Source organism: Serratia liquefaciens, from assembly GCF_027594825.1.
Classification (GTDB): domain Bacteria; phylum Pseudomonadota; class Gammaproteobacteria; order Enterobacterales; family Enterobacteriaceae; genus Serratia; species Serratia liquefaciens_A.
The window spans coordinates 1,900,348-1,926,255 of sequence record NZ_CP088930.1; the positions used below are offsets into that span (position 1 = coordinate 1,900,348).

Consider the following 25,908-nt stretch of genomic DNA (forward strand, 5'->3'; position numbering starts at 1 on the left):
GATGCACAAAAATAGCATTAGCCGGCGCGGCGCGCCAAAGCACAAATGGCTCTATCACTGAGCAGCGCAGGTCTAAGCTCAGGGTAAATTGCCCATATCTGCAACAGCCGCCACAAGTTACGATCGCCGACGCTTGCAGCCCCGAGCTTTTTCCGCAAGACTGAGGGATGTAAGCGATTACCCAGGATGTATGACAGATATGGCTACCATAAAGGATGTTGCCAGGCTGGCGGGTGTTTCCGTGGCCACGGTATCCCGCGTAATAAACAATTCTCCCAAGGCCAGCGAAGGCTCACGCACCGCCGTGCTGGCCGCGATGGAACAACTGCAGTATCACCCAAACGCCAATGCCCGCGCGCTGGCACAGCAATCGACCGAAACGCTCGGGCTGATCGTTTCCGACGTGTCCGATCCTTTCTTTGGTGCCATGGTTAAAGCCGTGGAACAGGTGGCCTATGCCACCCACAATTTTCTGCTGATTGGCAACGGTTACCACGAGGCGGAAAAAGAGCGTCAGGCGATTGAACAGCTGGTACGCCACCGTTGTGCCGCACTGGTGGTACATGCCAAAAAGCTGACCGACCGTGAGTTAAGCGGATGGATGCAGCAGATCCCGGGCATGGTGCTGATTAACCGCACCCTGCCCGGCTTTGAATCGCGCTGCGTGGCGCTCGACGATCGCTACGGTGCCTGGCTGGCGACCCGCCACCTGATCCAACAGGGGCATCAGCGTATTGCCATCATCTGCTCCACCCACCAGATTTCCGACGCGGCGGACCGCCTGCAGGGCTATCTCGATGCGTTGCAGGAGCATGGCATTGCGGTAGATGAAAGACTGATTGCCTACGGCGAGCCAGACGAGATTGGCGGCGAACAGGCGATGACCGAGCTGCTCGGGCGCGGTAAAAACTTCACCGCGGTCACCTGCTACAACGACTCGATGGCCGCCGGCGCCCTTTCGGTGCTCAGCGACAACAGTGTGGATGTACCGGGCCAGATGTCGCTGATTGGTTTCGATGACGTGCTGATTTCACGTTACCTGCGCCCACGCCTGACCACCATCCGCTATCCGGTGGTGGCGATGGCAACCCAGGCGGCCGAACTGGCGCTGGCGCTGGCCAACAACCAGCCGCTGCCGGAGATCACCAACATGTTCAGCCCGACGCTGGTGCGTCGCCATTCGGTGGCCAGCATCAATAACGTTTACGAGCAGAACTAGATCAACGCCCGGTGATACAGCCGCACCGAGCGGTCGGGGTAATCCAGCGCATCACCGATGTAGCGCCAACCGTGGTGCTCATAGTAACCGCTGAAATCGCTGTACAGATAAAGCTCGCTGAAACCGGCGCGCCGGCCAAAGTCTTGCACATGCTGCTGCAACCGCAGCCCCAGACCGCTGCCGCGCTGGCTTTCATCGACATACAGGGCCGCCAGCCAGGGCGTCAAATCCTGACGGCTGATCAGATCGCAGCGCCATAAGCCGACGGTACCGACCAATTTGTCGTCTTGCAGGGCGATAAAGGTGATGGGCAAATCTGCCCCGTGCATTCCGCTGTCCACCACGCTGGCAAAAAAGGCGCGGCTGTTTTCGCTGCCGAATGCCTGCCACAGCCAGTCAATCACCTGACCGCGATGCTGCGGATAATCCGTCAGAAGCTTAATTTCAAACATGCCTTCCCTCCAGTTCCGTTGCCTGGGATCAGTCTACGGACGTTGCGCCACAACGCAATCCCGGCGAAAAAATCCCACGCAGCCAAGGGGTAAGCCTATGCTAGACTGAGCGTTATTTGCCACAGCGGATGTTGAAAGGGGTAAGCCACTGATGATCACCATGTTGGATGTTTCCATTCGCGCGGGGGTATCCAAAGCCACGGTTTCACGCGTGTTAAATGGCACCGGCCAGGTGAAAAAGAGCACCCGCGATGCGGTGTTCAAGGCCATGGACGATTTGGGTTACCGCCCGAACTTCCTCGCCCAGTCGCTGGCAAACAAAAGCTCCAACAGCATTGGGCTGGTCGTTTCCAATTTCGACGGCCCCTACTTCGGGCGCCTGCTTCGCCGCGCAGCCAAGCTGATCGAGGCCAGCGGCAAACACCTGATTGTGACCGACGGCCACGACACGCCGGAAGATGAACTGCAGGCGGTACAGCTGCTGGCGGATCGCCGCTGTGACGCCATTATCCTGTATACCCGTTTCATGTCAGAAACTGCACTGATGAAGCTGCTGGACAGCCTGCCGGTGCCGATCATGGTGATCAACCGGGATCTGCCACAGGCGCGCGCACGCTGCGTGTTCTTCGAACAGCAAAAGGCGGCCTTCCATGCGGTGGATTATCTGATTCGGCAGGGGCATCGCGACATCGCCTGCATAACCGGCCCCATCGCCACGCCCACCGCACAGGCGCGGCTGGCGGGTTATCAACAAGCATTGGAGCAGCACCATATTGCCTTCAATGACGCCCGCGTGGCCTACGGTGACAGCAGCGTGCAAAGCGGATATCAGGGCACCCGGCGTTTGCTGGCCGAGAATATCGATTTCAGCGCGCTGTTCGCCTGCAACGACGACATGGCGGTCGGCGCGATGAAGGCGCTGCACGATGCGGGCAAACGCCTGCCGCAGGATGTCTCACTGTTCGGCTTTGACGACGAGCCCAGCGCCGCCTATTTGCAGCCTGCGCTGTCCACCGTTTATCTGCCGATCGACGTGATGATCGAAGCCGCCATCAGCCAGGCTTTTCGTCTGATCAATGGGGAAGACACACAGCCACTCACCCCGTTCACCGGCGAACTGCGGCTGCGTGAATCGGTGCTCCCCGGGCCTTACGCCGACTGATCCCACAGGCGCTGTCGCTGATTGCGCGCCGCGCCGCATATCCTCCACTACGATTTCCCTTGCCTGCCACTTAGCCGCATATTGTCACAACAATAGCCTTTACGCTATATAGCATTAAAGCTATATTTGGAGCGTAACATGTGGCAGGTCGTAACCGTCAAGCGATTCGACAACTGGTTTTTATCATTAAACAGCGATCAACAAAAAAGCCTGTTGGTGGGCATCTTTAAACTTCAGGAATTTGGCCCTTTGCTGGCGCGTCCTCATGCCGATACGCTACACCACAACGGTCAAATACAGCATCTGAAAGAGTTGCGCATTCAGCATCGCGGTCGTCCGTTTCGGGTTTTCTTCACCTTCGACCCACAACGACAAGCGGTCCTGCTTTGCGGCGGCGATAAAACTGGCGACAAACGCTTCTATCAGCGACTGTTGCCCATCGCTGCCAGTAAGTTTTCACATTATTTGGCAACCCAGAGGTAACGCATATGGCTAAGCCTTTAGCAAACCTGATCGAAAAGCTTGACCCCGCCGTAGTTAAAGCAGCGAGGCAAAAAGCAGACAAAGAAATTTTTGAACTGCGGCTGGCAATGCTGCGGGAAGAACTGGCAGTGTCCCAGGTGGAACTGGCGAAACGACTGGGCATCAGCCAGCCTTCGGTCGCCAATCTGGAAAAGCGTGGTAGCGAAATTAAACTCTCTTCACTGAAGCGCTACATCGAAGCCATGGGCGGCACACTTTCGCTGGAGGTCCAACTGCCCAACGGTCAGCATCGACGGATGACGTTGTGAGACGGGCGCAGTTTTGAACTGCGCCCGAAGCGATCAGATCAGTTCCAACGCAATCAGCTCTTCAATAGTTTGGCGACGACGGATCAAACGAGGCTCGCCGTTCTCAAACAGCACTTCCGGCAGCAGCGGGCGGCTATTGTAGTTTGAAGACATAGAAGCGCCATAAGCACCGGTGTCATGGAACACCAGATAATCGCCGACCTGCACCGGCGGCAGCTCGCGGGTTTCAATGCCGCCACCGGCCTGCTGGGTAAAGACGTCTCCGGATTCGCACAGCGGTCCGGCAATCACGGTTTCACGCAGTGGCTGGTGTTCGGTATCGCGCCCCTCGGCCGGCAGCAGGGAAATATGGTGGTAGCTGCCGTACATCGCCGGGCGCATCAAATCATTAAAACCGGCATCCACCAGCACAAAGTGCCGGCTGCCCATGTCTTTCACTGCACGTACCTCGGCGACCAGCACACCGGCTTCCGCCATCAGGAAACGACCCGGTTCGATCTCCAGCTTCACCGGATGACCCAAATGTGCGGCAATACGCTCGCGGGCGCTGTTCCACAGGCCAAAATAGTGTTCGGTATCAATCGCCTCTTCGCCGTACTGATAGGGGATCGACAGCCCGCCTCCGGCAGAAATCGCACTGATGTCCTGGCCGAGGTCGATCACCTGTTGCACCATGGCATCGCAAACTCGTTCCAAATGCTGGTAGTCCACGCCCGAACCGATATGCATATGCACGCCAATCAGCTTCAGACCGTATTGCTGAATTTTTTCCACCGCCTGCGGTAAGTCGGCATACCAAATACCGTGCTTGCTGTTCTCGCCGCCGGTATTGGTTTTCTGGCTGTGACCGTGACCGAAGCCTGGGTTGATGCGCAGCCACACCGGATGCCCGGCAGAGACCTGTCCCAGCTGTTCCAGCATGTCGATAGAACCGACGTTGACCGGGATTTTCAATTCGCTTACGCGCGCCAGAGTCGCATGATCCAGCACATCGGCGGTAAACACGATTTCGCTGGGTTCGCCGCCAGGCTGAAAACCGGCCTGCAACGCACGTTCAATCTCGCCTAACGACACCGAATCCACCTTGACGCCCTGTTCACGCATCAGGCGCAGAATATGAATATTCGAGCAGGCCTTCTGGGCAAAACGGATCACGTCAAAATGACGCAGTTGGCTGATACGCTCACTGATGATTGCGGCGTCATAGGCCCATACCGGGCAACCAAAACGCTGTGGCAAAGCCAACAGGTTAGCGGCGTTAAGAGCGGTAGAAGTGTCGTTCAGTGCGCGTGGCATAGTGATGTTCCCGGTTCGAAAATGGTATGGCATCAATAGTGCCGCACTCTTTCTCGGTTGGAAAATATCTATTTAGCCAGAGTCTATTCATTTATGATATGGCTTTGTTCATGATGGAATCAGCCGATGCACGCGATAACCCTGCGCCAGATTGAAATTTTCTATGCGGTGATGACAACCGGCAACCTGACCGAAGCCGCCGCGCTGCTGCAAACATCGCAGCCCACCGTCAGCCGCGAGCTGGCGCGCTTCGAGAAACTGATCCAACTGCAGTTGTTCGAACGGGTGCGCGGGCGGTTATCCCCCACGGTGCAGGGCCTGCGGTTGTTAGAAGAGGTTCAACGTTCCTATTACGGTTTGGATCGTATCGTCAATGCCGCCGCCGGTATCCGCCAGTTTCAGCAGGCGCAGCTTTCGATTGCCTGCCTGCCGGTATTTTCACAGTCGCTGCTGCCGGCGGTGTGCAAACCCTTTATCGATCGCTATCCGGAAGTCAGCTTCAGCGTGATACCGCAGGAGTCGCCGCTGCTGGAAGAGTGGTTATCGGCGCAGCGCCACGATTTGGGCCTGACGGAAAATACCCTGACCCCGGCGGGCACCGAGCGAATGACCTTGATGACGCTGAACGAGGTGTGTGTCTTGCCGGCCGGGCATCCGCTGCTGGCGAAAAAGCGGCTGACGCCGCAGGATTTTGCCGGGCAAAACTTTATCAGCCTGTCGAACACCGACAGCTATCGCCAACTGCTGGATTCGCTGTTCAGTGAGGAAGGCGTTGACCGCCGCCTGGTGATGGAAACCCACAGCGCAGCGTCGGTCTGCGCCATGGTAAAAGCGGGCGTGGGGGTATCGATAGTCAATCCGCTAACGGCGCTGGACTACGCCAGCAACGGCGTGCACGTGCGGCCGTTCAGCATTGACGTGCCCTTTACCGTTAGCCTGATCCGGCCGCTGCACCGCCCGTCGTCGGCGCTGGTCACGGCCTTTACTCAACATTTGCAGCAGCAGGCACAAACGCTGCCCGCTCGTCTGGCCGCCGTAATTACGCGCTAGCCGGCCGCTTGGCGCGGCTAAACGTCACCAGACACAGCACCAGCCCGAGCAGCGCGATCCCCGCTGCTGCCAGCGGTACGCTGGTCAAGCCCAGCCCCTGAGCGATCACCACACCGCCGACCCAGGCGCCGATGGCATTGCCGACGTTGAATGCGGCAATGTTCAGCGTTGACACCAGGTTGGGGGCCTTTTTACCGTAGGTCACCACGTTGATTTGCAGCGCCGGCACGGCGGCGAACGCCGCGGCGGCCCACAGGAACAGGGTAATTTCTGCCGGCACCATCGAATGGCTGGTCCAGCTGAACAAGGCCGCAAAGCAGGCGATCACCAGGAAAGTGCAGGTCAGCGTCAATGGCAAGCGCCAGTCCGCCAGACGCCCGCCCAGGATATTGCCCAGCGTCAGGCCAACGCCCATCAGCAGTAGCGTCCAGCTGACGCCATGGGAGGAAACGCCGGTCACCTCGGTCAACAGCGGGGCTATATAGGTAAACAGCGCGAACATCGATGCGGCAAAGGCCACGGTCATCAGCAACGACAGCCAAATACCGCCGCCACGCAGCGCCCCCAGCTCTTTTTTCAGATCGGTCGGTGCCTCATCCTTCACGCTGGGCAGCTTGCTGTACAGCGCCAGCAGAGAGAACACGCCAATCACCGCCACCGCCCAAAACGTCGAACGCCAACCCAGCGCCTGACCCAAAGCCGTGCCTAGCGGGACGCCGAGCACGTTCGCCAGCGTCAGACCGGTAAACATCAACGCCACCGCCGAAGCCCGGCGGTTTGGCGGCACCAGATTGGCCGCAACGACCGCGCCGATGCCGAAGAAGGCGCCGTGGCACAAAGCGGTGATAATGCGCGCCAGCATCAGGAAGTCATAGCTGTACCCCAGGGCGCACATAATATTGCCAAAGATGAAAATCACCATCAGCAGCAACAGCGTTTTTTTGCGCGGCAGCTTCGCGGTCAGCAAGGCCATGATGGGTGCACCGATAGCCACGCCAAGGGCATAGCCGCTGATCAGCCAGCCGGCAGAAGGAATGGAGACCTGCAGATCTCCCGCCACTTCAGGCAGCAGCCCCATGATCACAAACTCGGTGGTGCCGATAGCGAATGCACTTAATGCCAGTGCGAGCAGAGAAACAGGCATGCGGAAAGCTCCCAGTCAACAAAGCCCCGGTGTCAGGCACGCGGGGCCGGTAAAAACACATAAAATTGACGGGCAGCCCGGCAGGCTGCCCGCGAAAAGGGTCAGAGAGGGTGTTCAAAGAGCGGGGCTAACTGCTTAACCCTATAATTATTAAGTCTTATTCACGCTTTTCACGTTACAGAAATAGCACGCCGTCCCGCGTAAAAACCAGTGGCAAAACGGCCGCTGCGCACAAAAAGCCATGCCTGGCCCGCTAACTGGTTGAATGCGCTGATGATGAAAAATGTGTGAAAATGTTGCTAGTGTGTTAACGCCATCAGCGCAGCGTTGCCTGCCAGTCCGGATCCCTGGCAAACCACTCCACCAAGAAGTCCAACATCGTCCGCAACGTCGCCGGCATCTGGCGGCGTGAGGTATAGATACCGTAAATCCCCATCGACTGCGGCCGATAGTCCGGCAGCAGTTCAATCAGTTCGCCACTGGCCAGCAACGGAGCCGCCGAGTAGTAAGGCTGCATGGAGATGCCGGCTCCCTGCACCGTGCCCGCCATCAACACCACCGACTCATTGGCGCTCAGGTTGCCGCTGACCGCGACCGCCGATTTCACCCCCTGAAGGTCAAAATGCCACAGGCTTTTACCGAAGTAGGAGTAGGTCAGGCAGTTATGCAGCGCCAAATCCTGCGGGTGGCGCGGGGTGCCGTGCGCCGCCAGATAGGCCGGGGAGGCGCAGACCACGGAGGCGCAGGATGACAACGGCCGGGCGATCAGATTGGGATCCAGCTCATTGGTGATGCGCAGCGCCAGATCGATACGCTCCTCCACCAGATTTACCGTGCGATTATTCATTTGCAGATCCACCGCAACCTGCGGATGACGTTTCAGGTACTGCGCCACCGCGCCTACCAACGCCGTCTGGCCCAGCGACTGCGAACAGGTAATACGCAACAGGCCGCGCAGTTCGTCGCTCTGCTCTCCTTCGACCAAATCAATCTCACCCGCCAGCGCCAGCATCTGTCGACACCGTTCCAGAGTACGCTCACCGGCGTCAGTCAGACTAAGCTTACGGGTAGTGCGATGCAGCAAACGCGCGCCGGCCCATTGCTCCATCTGAGCCAGGTAGCGCGTCACCATCGCCCGCGACATTTCCAACGTTTCCGCAGCGGCAATCATGCTGCCACGGTCAACGATGGTGATAAAAACCTCAGCTGCGGTAATGCGATCCATGATTCGTCCGATTTACGCAATGAATAATTGCTCATTATCTGGTTTTTCTATCGCTTTATGCAACCTAACATCTGTACAACATTAATCGCACCCCAAGGACCTCTGCCCATGTTTAAGAAATCATTGTTGACCCTGGCTTTTGCCGGCATCGCCACCGTAAGCACCTACGCCACCGCCGCCAATACCCTGACGATGGAAGTGTATAACCCAGGTGAGAAAAGCGTGTTCCCGGTGTCCTCCGAAATCATCAGCGGTAAAAACGAAGTCGCGCTGATCGACGCCCAGTTCCAACGCAACGACGCCGAAGCGCTGGTGAACAAGATCAAAGCGACCGGCAAGAAGCTGACAACCGTTTACATCAGCCATTCGGATCCGGATTTCTATTTTGGTCTGGACGTCATTAAAGCGGCGTTCCCGGAAGCTAAAATCATCGCGTCACCAGGTACCATCGAAGAAATCAACGCCACCAAAGACGGCAAAGTGGCGTACTGGGGCCCTATCCTGAAGGACAATGCACCGAAAGCGGTGGTGGTGCCTCAGGCGTTGCAGGGTGACAGCTTCACCGTAGACGGCCAGAAAGTGGAAGTGAAAGGCCTGACCGGCCCGACGCCGGAACGTACCTACGTGTGGATCCCAGCGCTGAAAGCGGTAGTCGGCGGTGTGCCGGTCGCCGGTGACAATATCCATCCGTGGATTGCCGATAACCAGACCGTTGAATCCCGCGCGCACTGGCAGCAAACGCTGGAAGGCATCAAGGCGCTGAAACCTAAAGTCGTGGTCCCTGGTCATTTCCTGCCGGGCGCAGACCAGACGCTGAAATCCGTGACCTTTACCCAGAACTACCTGACCACGCTGGAAGCTGAGCTGCCGAAAGCCAAAGACTCTGCGGAGCTGGTGGCGGCAATGAAAAAGCATTACCCGAACCTGAAAGACGAATCGAGCCTGGAACTGAGCGCCAAAGTGCTGAAAGGCGAAATGAAGTGGCCGCAATAAGCGCGCTGATACACACAGGCTAAGGCCTTATCGCTACCCGCCCGCCACCTGGCCGGCGGGTAAAACGAGGAATAAACATGACTGGCTCGACTCTGCATTACATTTTCGATCCGCTGTGTGGCTGGTGCTATGGCGCAGCCCCACTGGTGAAAGCGGCCAAAACCATTCCAGGGTTGACCGTCGCCCTGCACGCCGGCGGCATGATGACCGGCAACAACCGCCGTCAAATCACGGATGAATGGCGCAATTATGTGATCCCGCATGACAAGCGCATTGCGGAGTTAACCGGCCAACCCTTTGGCGAAGCTTATTTCAATGGATTGCTGCGTGATACCACGGCAGTGATGGACTCCGAGCCGCCGATTACCGCCATACTGGCGGCACAGGCGCTGGCGGGACGCGGGCTGGATATGCTGCACCGCATTCAGGAGGCACATTATCAGGAAGGCCGCCGTATCGCCGACACGCCGGTGCTGGAAGCCCTGGCGAAAGAGCTGGGCTTGCCCTCAGCTCCGTTTATCGCCGAAATGCGGTTTAACGCCGGTGCGCCCACCGCGCAGCACATCGCGCAAAGCCGGGCGCTGCTTGCCAAGGTTCAGGGCCAGGGGTTCCCAACTTTCGCTCTGCAAGACAGCGAAGGCCAGCTGCGCCAGATCCCGGCGGGCAACTATCTTGGCAACGTTGAGGCCTGGAAAGAGTTATTGAGCGGCGCCGCCACCTGGGCGTAATCGCTGTTACGGCTGCCGGGTGTTCAACGTATTGGATGCCCGGAGCTGATTATTCAACCCGCACAAAGTGCCCTTCCGCACGCACGTTAAAACCGAAACCGCAATCGCCCTGGGTATGCATGTCCAGACCATCGTGGGTGAATTGCATCGCCACATCGCAGGCCATCGCGTCTTCCGGTTCCCGCTGACGGTACACCGCCTTACCCTGCTCTATCGGCAACGTCTGAACGAATTCTCCCATATTCGGCCCGTAATACAGGCCCATCTGCGGCATGTAATAGCCGGAGTAACTGATCAGCCAGCGTTCATCTTGCGGCTTGACCTCCACCTCGTTCCAGACGCCGCGCCCGGCATATTGCCAATAGACTCCACCCGGCCCGGTGAGCGGCGTTCGCTTCGCCAGCCGCTCCTGCAACAGCTTGAGATTATGCTGGGATTTACTGTCCTGCGGCGCCAGAGCCAAATAGGCACGCGCCTTAAGCAGCTCGCCGGCATGCATCAGTGCCAGCGCCACGTTGTTATAGGCGGTGGCGGTTGCCTGACGGTCCAAGCCGCAAAACTCACTCCAGGCGGCCTGATCGCGGAAAATATCGGCGGCGCGCGGGTAATCGCCACGCTGGTAGGCATTTTTGCCCAACTCGGCATAACTGGCGACCTTGTGACAATCGGCATCAATATCCGGCTCGTCAATCTGCGCCATTGCCCGGTCGCTGGCAAGCGCACCATAGGCCAACAGCAGGGGAACCCACGCCTTCATCACTTATCCTTTCCGCAGTAAACGAACCCATTTTCGGCGCCAGTATAACCGCCAACCGCCACGGCATCACCCCTGACGATTCAGCCGCAATATTTCAAACGGTTAGCGACGTCAAAACTGCTTACAGTCAGGGTTTGTTTGTTACCTGTCCCCGGCCCATGCTGAAAAAAAGACAAAACCTGCGAGAGTCCATGAACGCTACCCCCACACCCAAACACGCCGTCTGGCAACTGATCAAACCTTTCTGGGTTTCGGAAGAGAAACTTCGGGCCTGGGCGATGCTGATCGCCATCATCGCCTTATCGCTGGGGTTGGTGTACATCAGCGTGCTGATCAACCAGTGGAATCAGGTGTTTTACGACGCGCTGCAAAATAAAAATTACCCGGTATTCAAGGCGCAGCTGTGGCGTTTTACCTATCTGGCGCTGATTTTCATCGTGCTGGCGGTGTTTAAAATTTACCTGACTCAGGGCCTGCAGATGCACTGGCGGCGCTGGATGACCGAAAAATTCATGGGCAAATGGCTGGCGCATCAGGCGTATTACCATACCGAACAGCAGCAAATCGTCGATAACCCGGACCAGCGTATCGCCGAAGATCTCAACGTGCTGACCCAATACACGCTGTCGCTTTCGCTCGGGCTGCTGTCCAGTCTGGTGACGCTGTTTTCTTTTATTGCCATTCTCTGGCACGTCAGCGGCCCCATTACCTTTGTCATCAGCCAGCATGCCATCACCCTGCCCGGCTATATGGTGTGGTTCGCCCTGTTGTACGCCGGGCTGGGATCCCTGCTGATCTGGGGTGTCGGCAAGCCCTTGGTACAATTGGGTTTTAATCAGGAACGCTATGAAGCGAACTTCCGTTTCGGCCTGATCCGCATCCGTGAAAATAATGATGCCATCGCGCTGTATCACGGCGAGCCGCATGAAGCACAACAGCTGGGTGGGCGCTTTGAAGCCATCCGTGCCAACTGGTGGTCAATCATGCGCATCACCCGGCGGCTCAATATTGCCTCCAATTTTTACAGCCAATTCGCCATTGTCTTTCCGTTGCTGGTAGCTGCACCACGCTATTTTTCCGGCGCCATTGAAATGGGGGGGATGATGCAGATTGCCTCCGCTTTTGGGCAAGTGCAGGGGGCGCTGTCCTGGTTTATCGACGCCTTCACCGATCTGGCCACCTGGAAAGCCTGCGTTAACCGCCTCGCCGGTTTTAACGCCGCCGTAGATCAGGTACACCATCAGCAGCGCGGCATTCAATTGCAGCAGGAAAATGAGCAGCCGATGTCCCTGGACCGCCTCAGTCTGCAACTGCCGGATGGCCAACGCTTGCTGGAGCCGACCTCAATGACGCTCAAACGTGGTGACCGCGTGCTGATCGTTGGCCCCTCAGGCTGCGGTAAATCAACCCTGTTGCGCGCCATTGCCGGTATCTGGCCGTACGGTTCCGGCGCGATTGGGCTCGACGCCGCCAGCAGTACGTTATTCCTGCCGCAACGCAGTTATATTCCGATCGGTACGCTGCGAGAGGCGCTCAGCTATCCGCATCTCGCCGCCGATTACAGCGATGAACAGTTGCTGAAAGTCCTGGAGAACTGCCGGCTTAAACACCTTCAACGCTGGCTGGATACCAGCGCCAACTGGAGCCAGCGCCTGTCGCCGGGTGAACAACAGCGATTGGCCTTCGCCCGTGCGATCCTGACCCGCCCGGACATTTTGTTCCTCGACGAAGCCACCAGCGCGCTGGATGACGAAACCGAGCAACTGATGTACTGCCTGTTGGTGGATGAACTGCCGGACGTGACGCTGGTTAGCGTGGCGCACCGCAACAGCGTGGCGAAATACCATCAGAGCTGCTGGCGCTTTAGCCGCGCGGAAGAAAGCCAACCGGCACGCATGGCACTCAGCACCTTGCCCGTTGCCGGCTAAGTGCCCGGGCGCAGCCTGTACGGTTGCGCCCGGCTTTACTCAGATGCCGTCGGCCTGAACGTCCTCGCATTTCACCCGACGCCTTTCGTGCCACAGGCTGGTCAGCCCGCGCTTGCCGCACGCCAACGCCACTTCACGAAACTCATCCAGGCTCAGCCCATCGCGTTCCAGCATCATTTCCGCTGCCAGCTGCATGTTTACCCCGGTCAGCACTTCACAGTCACCGCGCTCGTCCGCCAGTTCGCTGGCGCAGCGGAACGGTGACCCCCCGAGCATATCGGTGAGAAACACCACGCCGTCCGTCTGGGCCACTTCGGCCAGCGCCGCGTTAAGGGCAACCCTTAACTGAGCGGTGCTCATCTGCTCCGGAAAATTGACCGCGACGCAATTTTGCTGCGGCCCCACCACCTGTTCCACCGCCTGCAGCAGGCCACTGGCAAAGCCGCCGTGGCCGGTAATAACAATGCCTGGCATAGCCCGTTCCTCACAGTAAACCGATAAATTTGCCGACCACCCCGATCACCACCGTCACGCCAATCAGTTTCACCGGCGAGAAGCCCCGCTTCATCAGGAAGAAGATCAGCAGCGTAAAGCACAGCGGCAGCAAGTTGGGCATCAGCTTGTCCAGCACGTCGGTCTGAAGCGCCACGCTGGCCTTGCCGGCATGCATCACCAGCGGGGTGGAAAGATGGACATAGGAAGCCACCAGCGCCCCGATCACCGTCATGCCGACAATCGAAGCGGCGTGTGATATTCGCCGGGTATGGGTTTTCAGCAGCGCCAGGGCGCTGGTGCCGGCCTGATAGCCATAGTGCGCCAGCCCGAACCGCAAGCCGAAGTGAAAAACGTTAAACAGCAGCAGGAAGACGATCGGCCCGAACAGGCTGCCTTCCAGCGCCAACGAGGCGCCGATCCCGGCGCAGATAGGTAACAACGTTAGCCAGAACAGCGCGTCACCGATGCCGCCCAGCGGCCCCATCAGCGCCACTTTTACCGCACGGATGGTGGAGATTTTCTCCTTGTTCTGCTCCATCGCCAGCACCAGACCTGACAGGAAGGTGACGTCGAACGGGTGCACGTTGATAAACTCCATGTGCATCTTCATCGAATTGGCCAGATCCTGCGGATTGCGATGGATCTTGCGCAACCCCGGGATCAACTGATAAAGCCAGCCACCGGCCTGCATGCGTTCATAGTTAAAAGACGCCTGCAGCAGCAGGGAACGCCAGGCCATGCGGTTGATATCGCCACGGGTCAGCGCCTCGGCTGGCTCGCTGTCGATATAGTCGTCCTGGTCTACCTGGCTGGTCGCCAGGGCCTGCGCCATGCGCTGCTCCGCTTTTTGCGCCAGCAGATCGTCGGAATCATTAAATGCCATCTTCAGCATCCTCCTGTTGTACGGACGGTTTGGGCGTGTCCGCCCCGGATCGTTGGCTGTTAAAGAAATCGATCAGTGCGATCGCCAGTGCCCCCAGCGCCACCGCCAGGATCGGCAGTTTCAGGAAGGTGACGGAAATAAAGCCGAGGATGAAGTAAGCCACGTAGGTTTTTTTCATCATCACTTTCATCAACAGCGAGAAGCCGATCGCCGGCATCATGCCGCCCGCCACCGCCAGGCCGTCCAGCAGCCAGGTCGGCGCCTTTTGCACCATGGCGCTGGCCGCATCGGCACCGAAATAAATCGGCAAAAAGGCCACCACAAAATAGAACGCGAACAGGATGCTTATGCCGAGATAATTCACCCGTTCGATACCGCGCCAGTTCAGCTCTTTCACCATCCGATCGCAGCGGTGCATCATCGGTGAAAACAGGGTAAACAGCAGCGTAATACAGCCCTGCACCGCGATAGAAAACGGCACGGCCACGCCGATCGCCACCTTGGGATCGGCCTTGGTCAGGATGGCAAACGCCGTTCCGATCACCCCGCCAATCACCACGTTTGGCGGCTGGGCACCCGCCAGGGGCACCATGCCCATCCACACCAGTTCCAACGTGCCGCCCACCAACAGGCCAGTGTAAACATCCCCCAGGATCAGACCGACCAGCGGCCCCAACACCACCGGACGGTGAAAGTGGGTCAGGCCGTCAAACAGATCGACCCCCGCCAGCCCGGCCAACAATGCAATCAATAACGCATCAGTCAACATGATTTCCCCCGAATTCAAAACAGCAGTTTGCCGACCGCCTCACCCGCTTCATCCGGCACCCGGCGTACCTCACATTCGACGCCAAGCGCCGCCAGCTCGCGAAAGGCTGCGACGTCGCTTTCATCCAGCGAGACCGTTTTATGCACCTGCCGCTTCCCCTCGGCAAAATGCATGTTGCCGACGTTCACGAAACGGATCGGTACCCCACCCTGCACCAACCGCAAGACATCCTGAGGTGTTTTGCACACCAAAAAGATCCTCTGTCGATCCGCCGCCTTGTGGATCACGTCGATGGTCTTTTGCAGCGTGAAGTAGCGCGTCTGCACCCCTTCCGCCACCACCATATCCATCAGGTTCTGCTGCACAGGATCGGCTGCCGCCTCATCGTTGGCCACCACCACCAGGTTCGCGCCCAGGGTGTTGGTCCAGGTGACGCCAACCTGGCCGTGAACCAGTCGGTTATCGATACGGGTCATCAAGATATTCGGCATTTCACTGCACCTCCGGATAGCAGGCGGCATGGTAGTCGTCGAGTACCTGCGTCACCTTGTGCATCACCCAGTCCTGCGGATCCCGGCTCAGTTCTCCGGCATTCAGCGCGCGGGCCTGATCTGGCAGGTACTGGCTCAATAGCGCCAACGGCACCGGGTGACGACGCAGATTGTCCATCAGGCCATCCACCGCCTGCTGCACCTGCGGCTGTGGCCAGTAGTAACGCACCCGATCGCTCAGGCTATAGTGGCGGTCGAGATACTGTTGATGAGGGTTGCCATGGTAGTAGCGGCTCCACTGCTGCGGCTGCTCACGCATGACCTGTTCCAGCGTGGCGCACAGCTGCGCAGACTGATGTTCGCCAAGCCATTCACGTTCAATATGATCCAGTGCGAACAGCGCTTCACGCAGTGCGAAGGTCAGCGCCGGGCCGACTTTCAGGATGGCAAAATGATCGCCCACCAGCTGACGATAGGCCTGCGGCGGTTGGTAATCCGTTGAGTGCGCCTCGTACACCATGCCCGGCTGCCGTTCGATAAAGCGGCTCAGCTCATGGGCCCGCTGCGGTTGATAGTGCTCCACGCTGTGATGATCAAACTCCACGCCCGGCTGCACCACCAGCGCAATGGTTCGCGTCCAGGCATCGACCAGTTCCGCTTGCTGCCAGGCCAGGCGATGGATTTCGAGCGTTTGCTGCACCGCCCGTGGCGTGGTGACCTGCATACCTTCCAGCGCCTCCTGCGCGCCGCCCGGCACCGGCACTTCGGTCCCGATCACATACACCGGCGGCTCACCGCCGCTTTGCTGCCAGGCGCATTCAGCAATGGCGCACAAACGTGCCGCACGGGCAGCAACAGTTTCATCATTTAAAGGGAAGGGATCGCCGGCACAAGACATGGAGCAATCGAGGTGGATTTTGCGAAAACCGGCGCGAACATAATCGTCGATCAGCGTTTCCGCCAACTGCATTGCTTCTTCTGCCGGCCGATCCTGCCAGGCGTTGGGGCCGAGATGATCGCCCCCCAGCCACAAACGATCGCGTGCCAACCCTTCCTCGTCCGCCAATCGCCACAGGGCATCGCGGAACTGTTCCGCCGTCTGGCCGGTGTAGCCGCCAAACTGATTGACCTGATTCGAGGTGGCCTCAACCAGTACCGGCGTGCCGCGCGTTTTGGCCTGCCGCAGGGCCGCTTTCAGCACCCAGGGGTGAGCGGAACAAACGGAAAAGATCCCGACCGGTTTACCGGCCTTGTGCTGCTCAACAAGCTGTAACAACTGCTGCATGAATCCCCCACGCAGGCGCCGTACTACCGATCGGCGATGACTACCTCCACGCCCAACTCGGTTAACGCCCGCTCGTAATCGTCCGGAAGAAGGCTGTCGGTAATCAGCCTATGAATTTGTCCGGCTTCGCGAATCATGCAAAAGCTCTTGCGACCAAACTTGCTGGCATCCGCCACGGCGATAATCTCGCGCGCCACCTCGCACATCACGCGGTTGAGGTGCGCCTCTCCAGGGTGAGGCGTGGTGATACCGGCAACCAGATCGAAACCGTCGACGCCCAAAAACAGTTTGTCGAAGCGGTACTGGCGCAATTGCTGCTCGGCAGCCGGACCGTAGAGCGAGTAAGAATTACGGCGCACGCTGCCGCCCAACACCATCACCTCCACCCCATCATTACCGGAAAGCTCATAGGCAATGTTCAGCGCATTGGTCATCACCACCAGATCGCGTCGTCCTTTCAGGAACGGCACTATCTGGGTGGTGGTGGAACCAGAATCGAGGATCAGCGCGTCGCCATCACGCACATAGCTTGCCGCTACGTTTGCGATCTGCGACTTCACATCGCGGTTCAGCCGTCCTTTGTCATGCAGTGGACGATCGAAGGCAAATTGCTGATTGAGCATTGCGCCGCCATAGGCCCGTAGCGCACACCCTTTTCGTTCCAGAAAGCGCAGATCGTTGCGGATCGTCACCGTGGATACGGCAAACTGTTTGCTGAGCTGCTCCACGCGAACGCTGCCGTGTTCGCATAACAGATCGATAATGTGTTCACGGCGCTTTGCGGTATTCACTGGCATGAGCTGCGGTCCTCAGGTTTCCGGCCAGGCCGGGGAGAAGATGGCTTTCGCTCTACTGCGCAGGCATTACAGCAAAGCGAAAGCAATGAAATTGTGATCGCGGTTACAGCGCTGTTTTAGCAGAAAAAGTGGCTGAAAACCTTTCGAATCGAAATGAAGTGAAAATTAATTGCCGCAGCGAAAGGCAAAATGAAATGTCAGGGCGAGCGCGGTAGCCAGGGTGAGAAGCCTGCCGCAGTGCGCAGAACGAAAGCGCCCACGCAACGGCCAGGTTGGCCGACTTTTAGTTCATCGAGTGATCGGGATCACATAATCGTAATTATGCCTATTCTGCGTACCGCTTGCGACAGGGGAAAGGCTTGCGCACCGCTTAATCGGCCCCTTGTCAGGCCAGGGGTTCTTCCCTACACTTGCGCGCAGATAGCGGTTCCCTGCCGCTACGTAAGCGTTAACGTCAATCAACGCATCATGCCGTGCAGAATTGATTGACTGCATGCCCTGGTGCGAGGAACTCATGCCACAACCCGCTATAACCCCAACGCCTGCTGCGACAAAACGCAGCCGTTTACGTCACCCCTTGTTACTGGTCGCCGGCATTATGCTGGTCGCTGCCAACCTGCGTGCCGCGCTGACCAGCGTGGGGCCGCTGCTGGAACAGATCCAGCAGCAGTTGATGCTTTCCGCCACCGCGGCCGGCCTGCTTAACTCACTGCCGCTGATCCTGTTTGCCGTGCTGTCGCCGGTCACGCCCGGCCTGGCCAAACGCATCGGCATTGAGCGTACGCTGGGCATGGCATTGCTGCTGCTGGTGATTGGCATTGTGCTGCGTTCGATGCCGCAATCCGGCATGCTGTGGCTGGGCAGCGTGTTGATCGGTGCCGCCATCGCGTTTGCCAACGTAGTGTTGCCCACGCTGGTAAAGCGAGACTTTCCAGAACGCGCCGCCGCCATGATTGCTGCCTATGCCGCGGTGATGTCGCTGGTGGCGGCCACCGCCTCCGGCCTGGCGGTACCGCTGGCGACGTTGCATGACCAAGGCTGGCGTTTTTCCCTGCTGTGCTGGAGCCTGCCGGCACTGTTGGCGCTGATTGTCTGGCTGCCGCAACTGCGCCGCTCATCGGCCCCGACGGCCGGTAACGCAGCGTCGGTTCAACCAGCACCGTCACGTTCCCCCTGGGGCAGTGCACTTGGTTGGCAGGTGGCGCTGTTTATGGGCCTGCAATCCATCACCTTCTACACCATTATCGGTTGGTTCAGCACCTTTGCCGCCAGCCACGGTACGTCACCGCAACAGGCTGGTTTTGAGCTGTTTATTTACCAGGTGGTGGCGATCGTCGCCAACTTTGTCATGGTGTTTATTCTGCCGCGCGCCCGCGATCAGCGCGCCATCGCGCTATGCAGTTCTCTGCTGATTTTTATCGGCGTCGCCGGTCTGCTGCTGCTGCCGGGTTACTCTCTGGTGTGGTTGATTTTTGCCGGACTGGGGGCGGGGGGGTCTTTGGTGCTGGCGCTGTCGTTCTTTGGCCTGCGCAGCAGCCATCATCATCAGGCCACGCAGCTGTCGGGCATGGCGCAATCGGTCGGCTATCTGTTGGCGGCGCTGGGACCCACGCTGTTCGGTTTGTTACACGATCTGACTCAGGGTTGGCGATTGCCACTGATTGTTCTGCTGTGCCTGACACTGCTGCAAATGCTGTTTGGCATGTTAGCCGGGCGCAATCGGGTTATTCGTTAATCTCAGATGGAACGGGGTCTTCCGGCGCTGGGTCCCCGGCATCGTCCTGCCAGAGATCGTTGATAAAATCCCGTTGCTCGCTCGTCAACTGCCATGAAGGGGGGATTTTGGCCGGACTTTCATCCCGGTCGCCCCCCGTGCGCTTTACGCGTTTTTTATCCATCACCCTACTTCCTAAATAAACAGCCAATAAATCACGGCGGCGACGGCCAACCAAAATACCCCGCAGCCGATAAATACGCACAGCCAAGCTTTACGTTTGATATCCGCGTCATCCTTGCCTATCACAGTCGCTCCATCCAATAGATTAAACTAATCGATAATTGATTATTGATCTATTTAAACGATCAATAAAGTAGTTTGTTCCTATGGAAATTATAAAAATATGTGCTAACACGTAAGAGGGACTCACGCAAAGAGGTGGCGAACTCCCTGAGAGCGCGGGTTCTGGCCGTACAAAAATGAATCTCTCTGAGGGCCCTTGGCCGTTTTTTATGATACTGACAACCAGAACAAAGCAATGGGTAATGCGAGCTTTTATGAAATAAAAAACCATTAAAAAACTAAATTAATCGCACGATCGACCAAGACCCTGGTTAGCTTATGGTTAATTGAGTTTTTGAAAGGGATTTTAACGGGAGGGATGGCTCGGGCAACGAGCGCCGCCCGAGTGACATTAATCAGTCAAGATGTGAAACCGAGTCTTTACTGGCGAGTTCACGCTCGCTGCCGGTCAATTCGCTAAGGTGCCGATCGCGCATTTGGAACAGACGGTCCGCATGCTCGAAATAGTGATCGTCATGGCTAATGGCAAACACCGTTTTGCCCAACGCACGCAGCTGCGGCAGCAATTCGCGGTAGAAGATACGTCTAAATTGCGGATCCTGATCCGCCGCCCATTCGTCCAATAGCAGAATATCCCGCTCTTCGGCCACCGCCAGCAACAGCGCCAGACGCTTGCGTTGCCCCTGGGACAACTGAGGATTGGTCACCCGAAGACCGTCAAACTCCAGCTTGTTTTTCATGTTCAGGCGATGAAGCCAGCTTTCCACCAGTTCAGCATCCGGCTGCCCGCCCTCAGGCCCCTGCAAATGCTGGAACGGATGAAAATCGGTAAAAATGGCGGAAAACAACCGGCGATAGTGGTGCATATCCGCCGGGTTCTGCGCAATGCCGTCCAGCAATATCTGGCCACTGACCGGCTGATACAGCCCGGTCAGCAGCATGGCCAGCGTCGATTTTCCGCTGCCATTGCCGCCAATCAGGAACACCAATTCGCCGCGGCGCAGCGTCAAATTCAGCGGGCCCACGGCGAACCCTGCCTTTTGTTCCGTCGCGCCATAGTGGAACATCACCTCACGCAGCTCCAATGTTTGCCAGGCTTTGGTCGCTACCGCAGGAAATTGCTCTTGATAGTCGGCGAGCCGTAAGGATTTGACCTTATTGAAGGCCACTTCTGCGCTGATAAGCGTAGGGAATGCCCCCACCGCCTGCAGCAACGGCGTGCGCAGGAACAGCAGCGTCAGTGAATAGGTCGCCGCCACGGCGGTATCGGCCCAGCCCAGGCTGTTGGCCATATAGAACACCAGGCCTATCGCGCCCAGCATCATGATATTCGACCAGTTCACCGCGCTAAGATGAAAGGTATCGGCACGAATAATATGATAACGATACTCTTCGGCATCCGGCTGGTAGGCCTGGCGAAACAGCGCTTTGGCACGATCGCGGTTCAACGCCAGCTCTTTACGGCCGTCAATGGCTGACTGATAGTGCTGATAGAGTTGCTCTTCGGATTCACGCACGTTGGTCAGGTGACGATAGACCCGCGATACCAGACAGCCGCTGCCAAACACCGTTACCGCGACCCAGATGGCCGTCACCGCCAGCATCTGCGGCGACAGCCAGCCCAGATAGGCCGCAGATCCCAACGTCAATATCACCCCCTGCACCAGTTCGGGCAAACGCACAAAAGCCAGGGTAATATTGCGAATGTCGCTGGCCAGGCTCGCCAACAGCGCAGCACTGCCCAACTGTTCAATCCGCTCAATAGGGGTATCCAGGATCCGTTTCACCAGTTGACCCCGTAGCCGGAACACAAAGTGGTGGCCCAGGGTGGTCAGCGCCAACTGCGAACCCAGCGTCACTGCCATCAGCAATGCCAGCAACCCGAGAAACTCCGGCAATACCGCCAGCGGATCGCCCGCCGCCGTCATCAGCCGCAGGTTGATAAAGGCAATGATGCCGATACCCAATGCCGCGCTGGCCATGGTCAACGCCATTACCGCCACAAACGGCCAGCGATATTGGCGGTAAACCACCCGTAGCAACTCCATGAAAAACCCTTACCCTGAAATATTGAGATGGCAGGCATTGTAAGCGGCCAAAAAGTGATATCAATAACAATTCTCATATTGTCGTCGACGATTGATTCCTGCCCGAGAGGATTTACACTGGCTGGAGATCTGGGACAAGGAAAACCAAGACTGATGCTGCCTACACATGAATATGCCAACGATTTGATCCTGTTCGCCTTAATTGTTGATTGCGGTTCTTTCAGCAAAGCCGCGGAAACGGCCGGTATCACCAGTTCGGTGGTCAGCAAGCGTATTGGACGCCTGGAGAAATCCCTAGGTGCACGCCTGCTTTATCGCACCACACGCAGCCTGACGCTGACGGAAAATGGCCGCAGCCTGTATCGCCAGGCCAAAGAGATCAGCGCCAAAATTCAGGATGCGCTGAACCTCGTCAGCGAAAACAGCGACGAATTGACCGGCGTTATCCGCATGTCGGTGCCGACCATTTCGGGCGAGCTGCTGCTCAGCGAGAGCGTGGCGGAATTCTGTGCGCGGCATCCGAACCTGAAGGTGGAGATGCGGCTGGAGAATCGCTTTGCCGATCTGGTCAACGAAGGGATAGATCTGGCGATCCGCACCGGCACCCTGCCAGATTCAAGCCTCATCGCACGCCACATTCTTGACTCCCGTTGGGTGATAGTCTGCTCGCCCGGTTACCTGCAGCAGCACGCCGAACCCCATTCGGCCGACGACCTGCTCAAACATAACTGCCTGACCTATACCTATCAGGAAAGTGGTACCGACAACTGGCTGATGAAGCCACCGGGCGGCAGCGAGATTTATGAGCTGCAGGTCAAAGGCAATTTGTCCGCCAATAACGCGCGGGCCATCCGCAAGGCGGCGATCGGCGGTTATGGCATCGCCATGGTGCCACGTTGCATGGTGTTCGAGGATTTGCAGGAAGGCACGCTGGTAGAAGTTTTGTCCGGCCACTGTGGCAAGGTATTAGGCGTTTATGCGGTCTACCCTTATACCCGCAATTTACCGCTAAAAACCCGGTTACTGATCGAACATATCATCGCGGACTATCAAAATATCAGCCATTATTTTTGAGGCCGATCACAATATCCTTCCTTTCAGCCGCAGGATGCCGGCGCGGGATTACAGCATTTTTAGATATAATCTATGGTGAATTAACGCCTAATTAATGTGATCCATCCCCATCTCCGCTTTAATTAAATAACCAATTCCTTGATTTTTAAATCAATATTCCTTACCCCTTCATGTACCAATAATCCCATTTTGTAATCATCACGCTGACGCTTTTCGATGTTAAAAAATTGCCGTATAGCACCGCCTCCAATGTTGTGATTAGAATAAAAATGTTGCGGCAATTAACCATTTAGCTACATCTCCGCGAAAATAAAAATAATAACCGAAGAGGATCTTATGTCCCTTTTTTTCAGCGTTGCGCCCATCGTCCTGCTGATTTGGATGATGACCAAACGGAATGGCGTTCCCTCTTACCTCGCTCTGCCGCTGACGGCTATCGTCGTATATGCCGTGCAGCTACTGTGGTTCGACAATGCTCCCCTGCTGTTGCATGCCAATATCGTCACTGCGCTGGTGGCGGTCTTAACCCCTATCACCATCATCGCCGGTGCGATTTTGCTGAACAAACTGATGCAGATCAGCGGGGCGGAAAACGTGGTACGCCGCTGGTTGGAGAATATCAGCCCCAATCCCGTGGCACAGTTGATGATCATCGGTTGGGCATTCGCGTTCATGATAGAAGGCGCCAGCGGCTTCGGCACGCCGGCGGCTATCGCGGCCCCCATTCTGGTGGGGCTGGGCTTTAACCCACTGCGGGTCGCCCTGCTGACGTTGGTGATGAACTCGGTGCCCGTCTCCTTCGGCGCCGTGGGCACCCCCACCTGGTTTGGCTTTGCCAATCTGGGCCTGTCGGACGCCAGCATGTTGGAAATTGGGCGCCAGACCGCGCTGATCCATTTTGTCGCCGGGTTCGTGATCCCGCTGCTGGCATTGCGTTTTATCGTTTCCTGGTGGGACATTCGCCGCAATTTGCCTTTTATTCTGCTTAGCGTCCTGAGCTGTACCCTGCCCTATCTGCTGCTGGCCCAGGTGAATTATGAGTTTCCGGCGCTGGTCGGCGGCGCCATTGGCCTGGCGGTGTCGGTGTTGCTGGCCCGCGCCGGCATCGGCCTGGCTCGCGTAGAAAAACAACAGGAAAACGCCCAGCCGGTGCCCTTTATGCAGGTGCTCAAAGCCATGACGCCGACCCTGCTGCTGATTGCTATCCTGATAGTGACCCGCATCCACCAATTGGGCATCAAAGCGCTGCTCAACAGCACGGCACCGCTGTGGCAAGGGAACCTCGGCTGGCTGGGTGAGCTGCGCGTCAGCGACGCCCTGATTATCGAGCTGCAACGGGTGCTCGGCACCTCGGCCGCCGCCAGCTACAAGACGCTGTACGTGCCCGCGCTGATCCCCTTTCTGCTGGTAGTGCTGCTGTGCATTCCGCTGTTTCGGCTGAACCGTCACCAGGTCAAACAGATGTTCAGCGAAACCGGTCAACGGATAGCCAGGCCCTTTATCGCCCTGTTGGGTGCCCTGGTGATGGTCAACCTGATGATGCAGGGGGAAAACGACGCGCCGGTGATCCTGATTGGTAAAGCGCTGGCGGCGCTGACGGGGGAAAGCTGGCTGCTGTTCTCTTCTTTCCTGGGCGCGCTGGGGTCGTTCTTCTCTGGCTCGAATACCGTTTCCAACCTGACGTTCGGCGGCATCCAACAATCGATCGCCCTGAGCAGCGGGCTAAACGTCAACCTGACGCTGGCGCTGCAATCCGTCGGGGGCGCCATGGGCAATATGGTGTGCCTGAACAATATTATCGCCGTCTGTTCGATCCTCGGGATCGGCAACGCCGAAGGAAAAATCATCAGAAAGACCGTGCTGCCGATGCTGGCGTACGGAGGGATCGCCGCCGTCATGGCCCAGATCCTGGCTCTCTGATCCAAAGCACGTTATCGAAAGAAGGTAAAAAAACATGATCATCTCCGCCTCAACCGACTATCGGGCTGCCGCGCAAGCCAAGCTTCCGCCCTTTTTGTTCCACTATATTGACGGCGGGGCCTACGCGGAGCATACGCTCAAGCGCAATACCGAAGATCTGGCCGATATCGCCCTGCGCCAGCGCGTGCTGCGCAATATGTCAGACCTGAGTCTGGAAACCCACCTGTTCGGCGAAAAGCTGGCGATGCCGGTGATACTGGGTCCGGTCGGGTTAACCGGCATGTATGCCCGTCGCGGCGAAGTACAGGCGGCTCGGGCCGCGGCGCAGAAAGGCATTCCCTTTACGCTGTCTACGGTTTCGGTATGCCCGATTGAGGAAGTCGCGCCGGCCATCGATCGGCCCATGTGGTTCCAGCTGTACGTGCTGAAGGACCGTGGCTTTATGCGTAATGCGCTCGAGCGTGCCAAAGCGGCCGGGGTGAAAACGCTGGTGTTCACCGTTGATATGCCGGTCCCCGGCGCGCGCTATCGCGACGCCCATTCCGGTATGAGCGGCCCCAACGCTTCCCTGCGCCGCGTGCTGCAGGCGTTTACTCACCCGCAATGGGCCTGGGACGTTGGCCTGCTGGGGAAACCGCACGATCTGGGCAATGTGTCAGCCTATCGCGGTAAACCGACCAGTCTCGAAGACTATATCGGCTGGCTGGGGGCCAACTTCGATCCTTCCATCTCCTGGAAAGATCTGGAGTGGATCCGCGAATTCTGGGAAGGGCCGATGATCATTAAAGGCATTCTGGATCCCGAAGACGCCAAGGATGCGGTGCGATTCGGTGCCGACGGCATCATCGTCTCCAACCACGGCGGCCGTCAGTTGGACGGCGTGCTCTCGACCGCACGCGCCATGCCGGCGATCGCCGATGCGGTAAAAGGCGACATTACGTTGCTGGCCGACTCCGGCATCCGCAGCGGATTGGACGTGGTGCGAATGATCGCTCTGGGGGCTGACAGCGTACTGCTGGGGCGCGCCTTCGTTTACGCGCTGGCCGCCGCCGGTCAGGCCGGTGTCGCTAACCTGCTGGAGCTGTTGGATAAAGAAATGCGCGTTGCCATGACGCTGACCGGAGCCAAAACCATTGCTGAAATTGGCGCCGGCTCTTTGGTCCACGGACGCGGCTGACACCCTCCCCTGGCGGTTCCTGAAGCCGCCAGCATCATGGCCGTTGCACCCACCGTGGCGACGGCGCTCTCACCAGCCATGAGCCGTAGTTGCCCGTTGTCACCTGCGGTCTAAACGGGCAACGCCACTCATAAATCGCCCCATGCTAACTTATGCCGATTCAGTCTGATGATTGTCGGATAACGGGTGCATGATGGTGGCCTG

The 25,908-nt window shown here is 57.8% G+C and carries 26 protein-coding genes; 12 read left to right on the top strand and 14 right to left on the bottom strand.

Annotated features, from left to right (window positions below):
• The first annotated feature begins 199 nt into the window (after positions 1-199).
• Positions 200-1,219 (top strand): HTH-type transcriptional regulator GalR, encoded by a 1,020-nt coding sequence (gene galR / locus LQ945_RS08640; protein WP_269935642.1) that lies wholly within the window; start codon positions 200-202, stop codon positions 1,217-1,219.
• Here galR and LQ945_RS08645 read toward each other — a convergent pair.
• Positions 1,216-1,671, bottom strand: coding sequence for a GNAT family N-acetyltransferase (locus tag LQ945_RS08645; protein ID WP_269935643.1), 456 nt, complete (start codon positions 1,669-1,671; stop codon positions 1,216-1,218). The genes galR and LQ945_RS08645 overlap by 4 nt on opposite strands.
• 151 nt (positions 1,672-1,822) lie before the next feature.
• Between LQ945_RS08645 and LQ945_RS08650 the strand changes: the two genes are divergently transcribed.
• The 3 genes from LQ945_RS08650 to LQ945_RS08660 all read left to right on the top strand — a co-directional run bounded on the left by LQ945_RS08650 (position 1,823) and on the right by LQ945_RS08660 (position 3,624).
• Complete coding sequence (locus LQ945_RS08650) at positions 1,823-2,833, top strand: LacI family DNA-binding transcriptional regulator (RefSeq protein WP_044553186.1); 1,011 nt, start codon at positions 1,823-1,825, stop codon at positions 2,831-2,833.
• Positions 2,834-2,971: 138 nt separating this feature from the next.
• Positions 2,972-3,316 carry a type II toxin-antitoxin system RelE/ParE family toxin gene (locus tag LQ945_RS08655; protein ID WP_269935645.1) on the top strand — a complete coding sequence of 115 codons (345 nt, stop codon included), beginning with the start codon at positions 2,972-2,974 and terminating at the stop codon, positions 3,314-3,316.
• 5 nt (positions 3,317-3,321) lie between these two features.
• A complete protein-coding gene (locus LQ945_RS08660; protein WP_182823148.1) occupies positions 3,322-3,624 on the top strand; it encodes a helix-turn-helix domain-containing protein in 303 nt (100 codons plus the stop codon).
• Positions 3,625-3,657: 33 nt separating this feature from the next.
• On the opposite strand, the gene lysA is transcribed toward LQ945_RS08660, so the two are convergent.
• Complete coding sequence (gene lysA / locus LQ945_RS08665) at positions 3,658-4,920, bottom strand: diaminopimelate decarboxylase (protein ID WP_269935646.1); 1,263 nt, start codon at positions 4,918-4,920, stop codon at positions 3,658-3,660.
• A 126-nt stretch (positions 4,921-5,046) separates the two neighbouring features.
• Here lysA and LQ945_RS08670 point away from each other — a divergent pair, with 126 nt between their 5' ends.
• The gene (locus tag LQ945_RS08670; RefSeq protein ID WP_270102695.1) at positions 5,047-5,970 is read left to right on the top strand and encodes a LysR family transcriptional regulator; all 924 of its coding nucleotides are present in this window, start codon (positions 5,047-5,049) and stop codon (positions 5,968-5,970) included.
• Here LQ945_RS08670 and LQ945_RS08675 read toward each other — a convergent pair.
• Complete coding sequence (locus tag LQ945_RS08675) at positions 5,960-7,114, bottom strand: MFS transporter (protein ID WP_270102696.1); 1,155 nt, start codon at positions 7,112-7,114, stop codon at positions 5,960-5,962. The genes LQ945_RS08670 and LQ945_RS08675 overlap by 11 nt on opposite strands.
• 316 nt (positions 7,115-7,430) lie before the next feature.
• Complete coding sequence (locus tag LQ945_RS08680; RefSeq protein ID WP_044553195.1) at positions 7,431-8,339, bottom strand: LysR family transcriptional regulator; 909 nt, start codon at positions 8,337-8,339, stop codon at positions 7,431-7,433.
• A gap of 108 nt (positions 8,340-8,447) precedes the next feature.
• On the opposite strand from LQ945_RS08680, the gene LQ945_RS08685 reads away from it, so the two are divergent.
• Positions 8,448-9,332, top strand: a complete 885-nt coding sequence (locus LQ945_RS08685) for an MBL fold metallo-hydrolase (RefSeq protein WP_044553196.1) — start codon at positions 8,448-8,450, stop codon at positions 9,330-9,332.
• Positions 9,333-9,409: 77 nt separating this feature from the next.
• Positions 9,410-10,060 carry a DsbA family protein gene (locus LQ945_RS08690; protein ID WP_044553197.1) on the top strand — a complete coding sequence of 217 codons (651 nt, stop codon included), beginning with the start codon at positions 9,410-9,412 and terminating at the stop codon, positions 10,058-10,060.
• Between the two features lie 49 nt (positions 10,061-10,109).
• Here LQ945_RS08690 and LQ945_RS08695 read toward each other — a convergent pair whose 3' ends face one another.
• Positions 10,110-10,817 carry a tetratricopeptide repeat protein gene (locus tag LQ945_RS08695; RefSeq protein ID WP_270102697.1) on the bottom strand — a complete coding sequence of 236 codons (708 nt, stop codon included), beginning with the start codon at positions 10,815-10,817 and terminating at the stop codon, positions 10,110-10,112.
• A 191-nt stretch (positions 10,818-11,008) separates the two neighbouring features.
• On the opposite strand from LQ945_RS08695, the gene LQ945_RS08700 reads away from it, so the two are divergent.
• Positions 11,009-12,745, top strand: coding sequence for an ABC transporter ATP-binding protein/permease (locus tag LQ945_RS08700; RefSeq protein WP_270102698.1), 1,737 nt, complete (start codon positions 11,009-11,011; stop codon positions 12,743-12,745).
• A 39-nt stretch (positions 12,746-12,784) separates the two neighbouring features.
• Here the strand turns inward: LQ945_RS08700 and agaF are convergent, their stop codons facing one another.
• The 6 genes from agaF to agaR are packed head-to-tail and all read right to left on the bottom strand — an operon-like array spanning position 12,785 to position 17,465.
• On the bottom strand, positions 12,785-13,219 hold the full coding sequence (agaF, locus tag LQ945_RS08705) for a PTS galactosamine/N-acetylgalactosamine transporter subunit IIA (protein WP_044553199.1): 435 nt from the start codon (positions 13,217-13,219) through the stop codon (positions 12,785-12,787).
• 10 nt (positions 13,220-13,229) lie between these two features.
• Positions 13,230-14,123, bottom strand: a complete 894-nt coding sequence (locus tag LQ945_RS08710; RefSeq protein ID WP_182823160.1) for a PTS system mannose/fructose/sorbose family transporter subunit IID — start codon at positions 14,121-14,123, stop codon at positions 13,230-13,232.
• Positions 14,113-14,892, bottom strand: a complete 780-nt coding sequence (agaW, locus tag LQ945_RS08715; protein WP_020828422.1) for a PTS N-acetylgalactosamine transporter subunit IIC — start codon at positions 14,890-14,892, stop codon at positions 14,113-14,115. Before agaW ends, LQ945_RS08710 begins: the two co-directional genes overlap by 11 nt.
• 14 nt (positions 14,893-14,906) lie before the next feature.
• The gene (agaV, locus tag LQ945_RS08720) at positions 14,907-15,383 is read right to left on the bottom strand and encodes a PTS N-acetylgalactosamine transporter subunit IIB (protein ID WP_270102699.1); all 477 of its coding nucleotides are present in this window, start codon (positions 15,381-15,383) and stop codon (positions 14,907-14,909) included.
• A gap of 1 nt (position 15,384) precedes the next feature.
• Positions 15,385-16,668 carry a D-tagatose-bisphosphate aldolase, class II, non-catalytic subunit gene (locus tag LQ945_RS08725; protein WP_270102700.1) on the bottom strand — a complete coding sequence of 428 codons (1,284 nt, stop codon included), beginning with the start codon at positions 16,666-16,668 and terminating at the stop codon, positions 15,385-15,387.
• Positions 16,669-16,691: 23 nt separating this feature from the next.
• Positions 16,692-17,465 carry a transcriptional repressor AgaR gene (gene agaR / locus LQ945_RS08730; protein WP_270102701.1) on the bottom strand — a complete coding sequence of 258 codons (774 nt, stop codon included), beginning with the start codon at positions 17,463-17,465 and terminating at the stop codon, positions 16,692-16,694.
• A 514-nt stretch (positions 17,466-17,979) separates the two neighbouring features.
• On the opposite strand from agaR, the gene LQ945_RS08735 reads away from it, so the two are divergent.
• The gene (locus LQ945_RS08735) at positions 17,980-19,200 is read left to right on the top strand and encodes a CynX/NimT family MFS transporter (RefSeq protein ID WP_270102702.1); all 1,221 of its coding nucleotides are present in this window, start codon (positions 17,980-17,982) and stop codon (positions 19,198-19,200) included.
• On the opposite strand, the gene LQ945_RS08740 is transcribed toward LQ945_RS08735, so the two are convergent.
• The 3 genes from LQ945_RS08740 to LQ945_RS08750 all read right to left on the bottom strand — a co-directional run bounded on the left by LQ945_RS08740 (position 19,190) and on the right by LQ945_RS08750 (position 21,533).
• Positions 19,190-19,363 carry a hypothetical protein gene (locus LQ945_RS08740; RefSeq protein WP_270102703.1) on the bottom strand — a complete coding sequence of 58 codons (174 nt, stop codon included), beginning with the start codon at positions 19,361-19,363 and terminating at the stop codon, positions 19,190-19,192. The genes LQ945_RS08735 and LQ945_RS08740 overlap by 11 nt on opposite strands.
• An 11-nt stretch (positions 19,364-19,374) precedes the next feature.
• A complete protein-coding gene (locus tag LQ945_RS08745) occupies positions 19,375-19,488 on the bottom strand; it encodes a YmiA family putative membrane protein (RefSeq protein WP_044553206.1) in 114 nt (37 codons plus the stop codon).
• A gap of 392 nt (positions 19,489-19,880) precedes the next feature.
• Positions 19,881-21,533 carry a multidrug ABC transporter permease/ATP-binding protein gene (locus LQ945_RS08750; RefSeq protein ID WP_270102704.1) on the bottom strand — a complete coding sequence of 551 codons (1,653 nt, stop codon included), beginning with the start codon at positions 21,531-21,533 and terminating at the stop codon, positions 19,881-19,883.
• 153 nt (positions 21,534-21,686) lie between these two features.
• Between LQ945_RS08750 and LQ945_RS08755 the strand changes: the two genes are divergently transcribed.
• The 3 genes from LQ945_RS08755 (at position 21,687) to lldD (ending at position 25,704) form a co-directional block, all read left to right on the top strand.
• A complete protein-coding gene (locus LQ945_RS08755) occupies positions 21,687-22,607 on the top strand; it encodes a LysR family transcriptional regulator (protein ID WP_270102705.1) in 921 nt (306 codons plus the stop codon).
• A gap of 336 nt (positions 22,608-22,943) precedes the next feature.
• A complete protein-coding gene (locus LQ945_RS08760) occupies positions 22,944-24,527 on the top strand; it encodes an L-lactate permease (protein WP_270102706.1) in 1,584 nt (527 codons plus the stop codon).
• Between the two features lie 34 nt (positions 24,528-24,561).
• Positions 24,562-25,704 (top strand): FMN-dependent L-lactate dehydrogenase LldD, encoded by a 1,143-nt coding sequence (lldD, locus tag LQ945_RS08765; protein WP_182823171.1) that lies wholly within the window; start codon positions 24,562-24,564, stop codon positions 25,702-25,704.
• Positions 25,705-25,908: the final 204 nt, after the last annotated feature.

What these genes read in the sequence shown, in the direction of transcription:
- galR (WP_269935642.1), top strand. Translation starts at nt 200, where the DNA reads ATGGCTACCATAAAGGATGTTGCCAGGCTGGCGGGTGTTTCCGTGGCC.
- LQ945_RS08645 (WP_269935643.1), bottom strand. Translation starts at nt 1,671, where the DNA reads ATGTTTGAAATTAAGCTTCTGACGGATTATCCGCAGCATCGCGGTCAG.
- LQ945_RS08650 (WP_044553186.1), top strand. Translation starts at nt 1,823, where the DNA reads ATGATCACCATGTTGGATGTTTCCATTCGCGCGGGGGTATCCAAAGCC.
- LQ945_RS08655 (WP_269935645.1), top strand. Translation starts at nt 2,972, where the DNA reads ATGTGGCAGGTCGTAACCGTCAAGCGATTCGACAACTGGTTTTTATCA.
- LQ945_RS08660 (WP_182823148.1), top strand. Translation starts at nt 3,322, where the DNA reads ATGGCTAAGCCTTTAGCAAACCTGATCGAAAAGCTTGACCCCGCCGTA.
- lysA (WP_269935646.1), bottom strand. Translation starts at nt 4,920, where the DNA reads ATGCCACGCGCACTGAACGACACTTCTACCGCTCTTAACGCCGCTAAC.
- LQ945_RS08670 (WP_270102695.1), top strand. Translation starts at nt 5,047, where the DNA reads ATGCACGCGATAACCCTGCGCCAGATTGAAATTTTCTATGCGGTGATG.
- LQ945_RS08675 (WP_270102696.1), bottom strand. Translation starts at nt 7,114, where the DNA reads ATGCCTGTTTCTCTGCTCGCACTGGCATTAAGTGCATTCGCTATCGGC.
- LQ945_RS08680 (WP_044553195.1), bottom strand. Translation starts at nt 8,339, where the DNA reads ATGGATCGCATTACCGCAGCTGAGGTTTTTATCACCATCGTTGACCGT.
- LQ945_RS08685 (WP_044553196.1), top strand. Translation starts at nt 8,448, where the DNA reads ATGTTTAAGAAATCATTGTTGACCCTGGCTTTTGCCGGCATCGCCACC.
- LQ945_RS08690 (WP_044553197.1), top strand. Translation starts at nt 9,410, where the DNA reads ATGACTGGCTCGACTCTGCATTACATTTTCGATCCGCTGTGTGGCTGG.
- LQ945_RS08695 (WP_270102697.1), bottom strand. Translation starts at nt 10,817, where the DNA reads ATGAAGGCGTGGGTTCCCCTGCTGTTGGCCTATGGTGCGCTTGCCAGC.
- LQ945_RS08700 (WP_270102698.1), top strand. Translation starts at nt 11,009, where the DNA reads ATGAACGCTACCCCCACACCCAAACACGCCGTCTGGCAACTGATCAAA.
- agaF (WP_044553199.1), bottom strand. Translation starts at nt 13,219, where the DNA reads ATGCCAGGCATTGTTATTACCGGCCACGGCGGCTTTGCCAGTGGCCTG.
- LQ945_RS08710 (WP_182823160.1), bottom strand. Translation starts at nt 14,123, where the DNA reads ATGGCATTTAATGATTCCGACGATCTGCTGGCGCAAAAAGCGGAGCAG.
- agaW (WP_020828422.1), bottom strand. Translation starts at nt 14,892, where the DNA reads ATGTTGACTGATGCGTTATTGATTGCATTGTTGGCCGGGCTGGCGGGG.
- agaV (WP_270102699.1), bottom strand. Translation starts at nt 15,383, where the DNA reads ATGCCGAATATCTTGATGACCCGTATCGATAACCGACTGGTTCACGGC.
- LQ945_RS08725 (WP_270102700.1), bottom strand. Translation starts at nt 16,668, where the DNA reads ATGCAGCAGTTGTTACAGCTTGTTGAGCAGCACAAGGCCGGTAAACCG.
- agaR (WP_270102701.1), bottom strand. Translation starts at nt 17,465, where the DNA reads ATGCCAGTGAATACCGCAAAGCGCCGTGAACACATTATCGATCTGTTA.
- LQ945_RS08735 (WP_270102702.1), top strand. Translation starts at nt 17,980, where the DNA reads ATGCCACAACCCGCTATAACCCCAACGCCTGCTGCGACAAAACGCAGC.
- LQ945_RS08740 (WP_270102703.1), bottom strand. Translation starts at nt 19,363, where the DNA reads ATGGATAAAAAACGCGTAAAGCGCACGGGGGGCGACCGGGATGAAAGT.
- LQ945_RS08750 (WP_270102704.1), bottom strand. Translation starts at nt 21,533, where the DNA reads ATGGAGTTGCTACGGGTGGTTTACCGCCAATATCGCTGGCCGTTTGTG.
- LQ945_RS08755 (WP_270102705.1), top strand. Translation starts at nt 21,687, where the DNA reads ATGCTGCCTACACATGAATATGCCAACGATTTGATCCTGTTCGCCTTA.
- LQ945_RS08760 (WP_270102706.1), top strand. Translation starts at nt 22,944, where the DNA reads ATGTCCCTTTTTTTCAGCGTTGCGCCCATCGTCCTGCTGATTTGGATG.
- lldD (WP_182823171.1), top strand. Translation starts at nt 24,562, where the DNA reads ATGATCATCTCCGCCTCAACCGACTATCGGGCTGCCGCGCAAGCCAAG.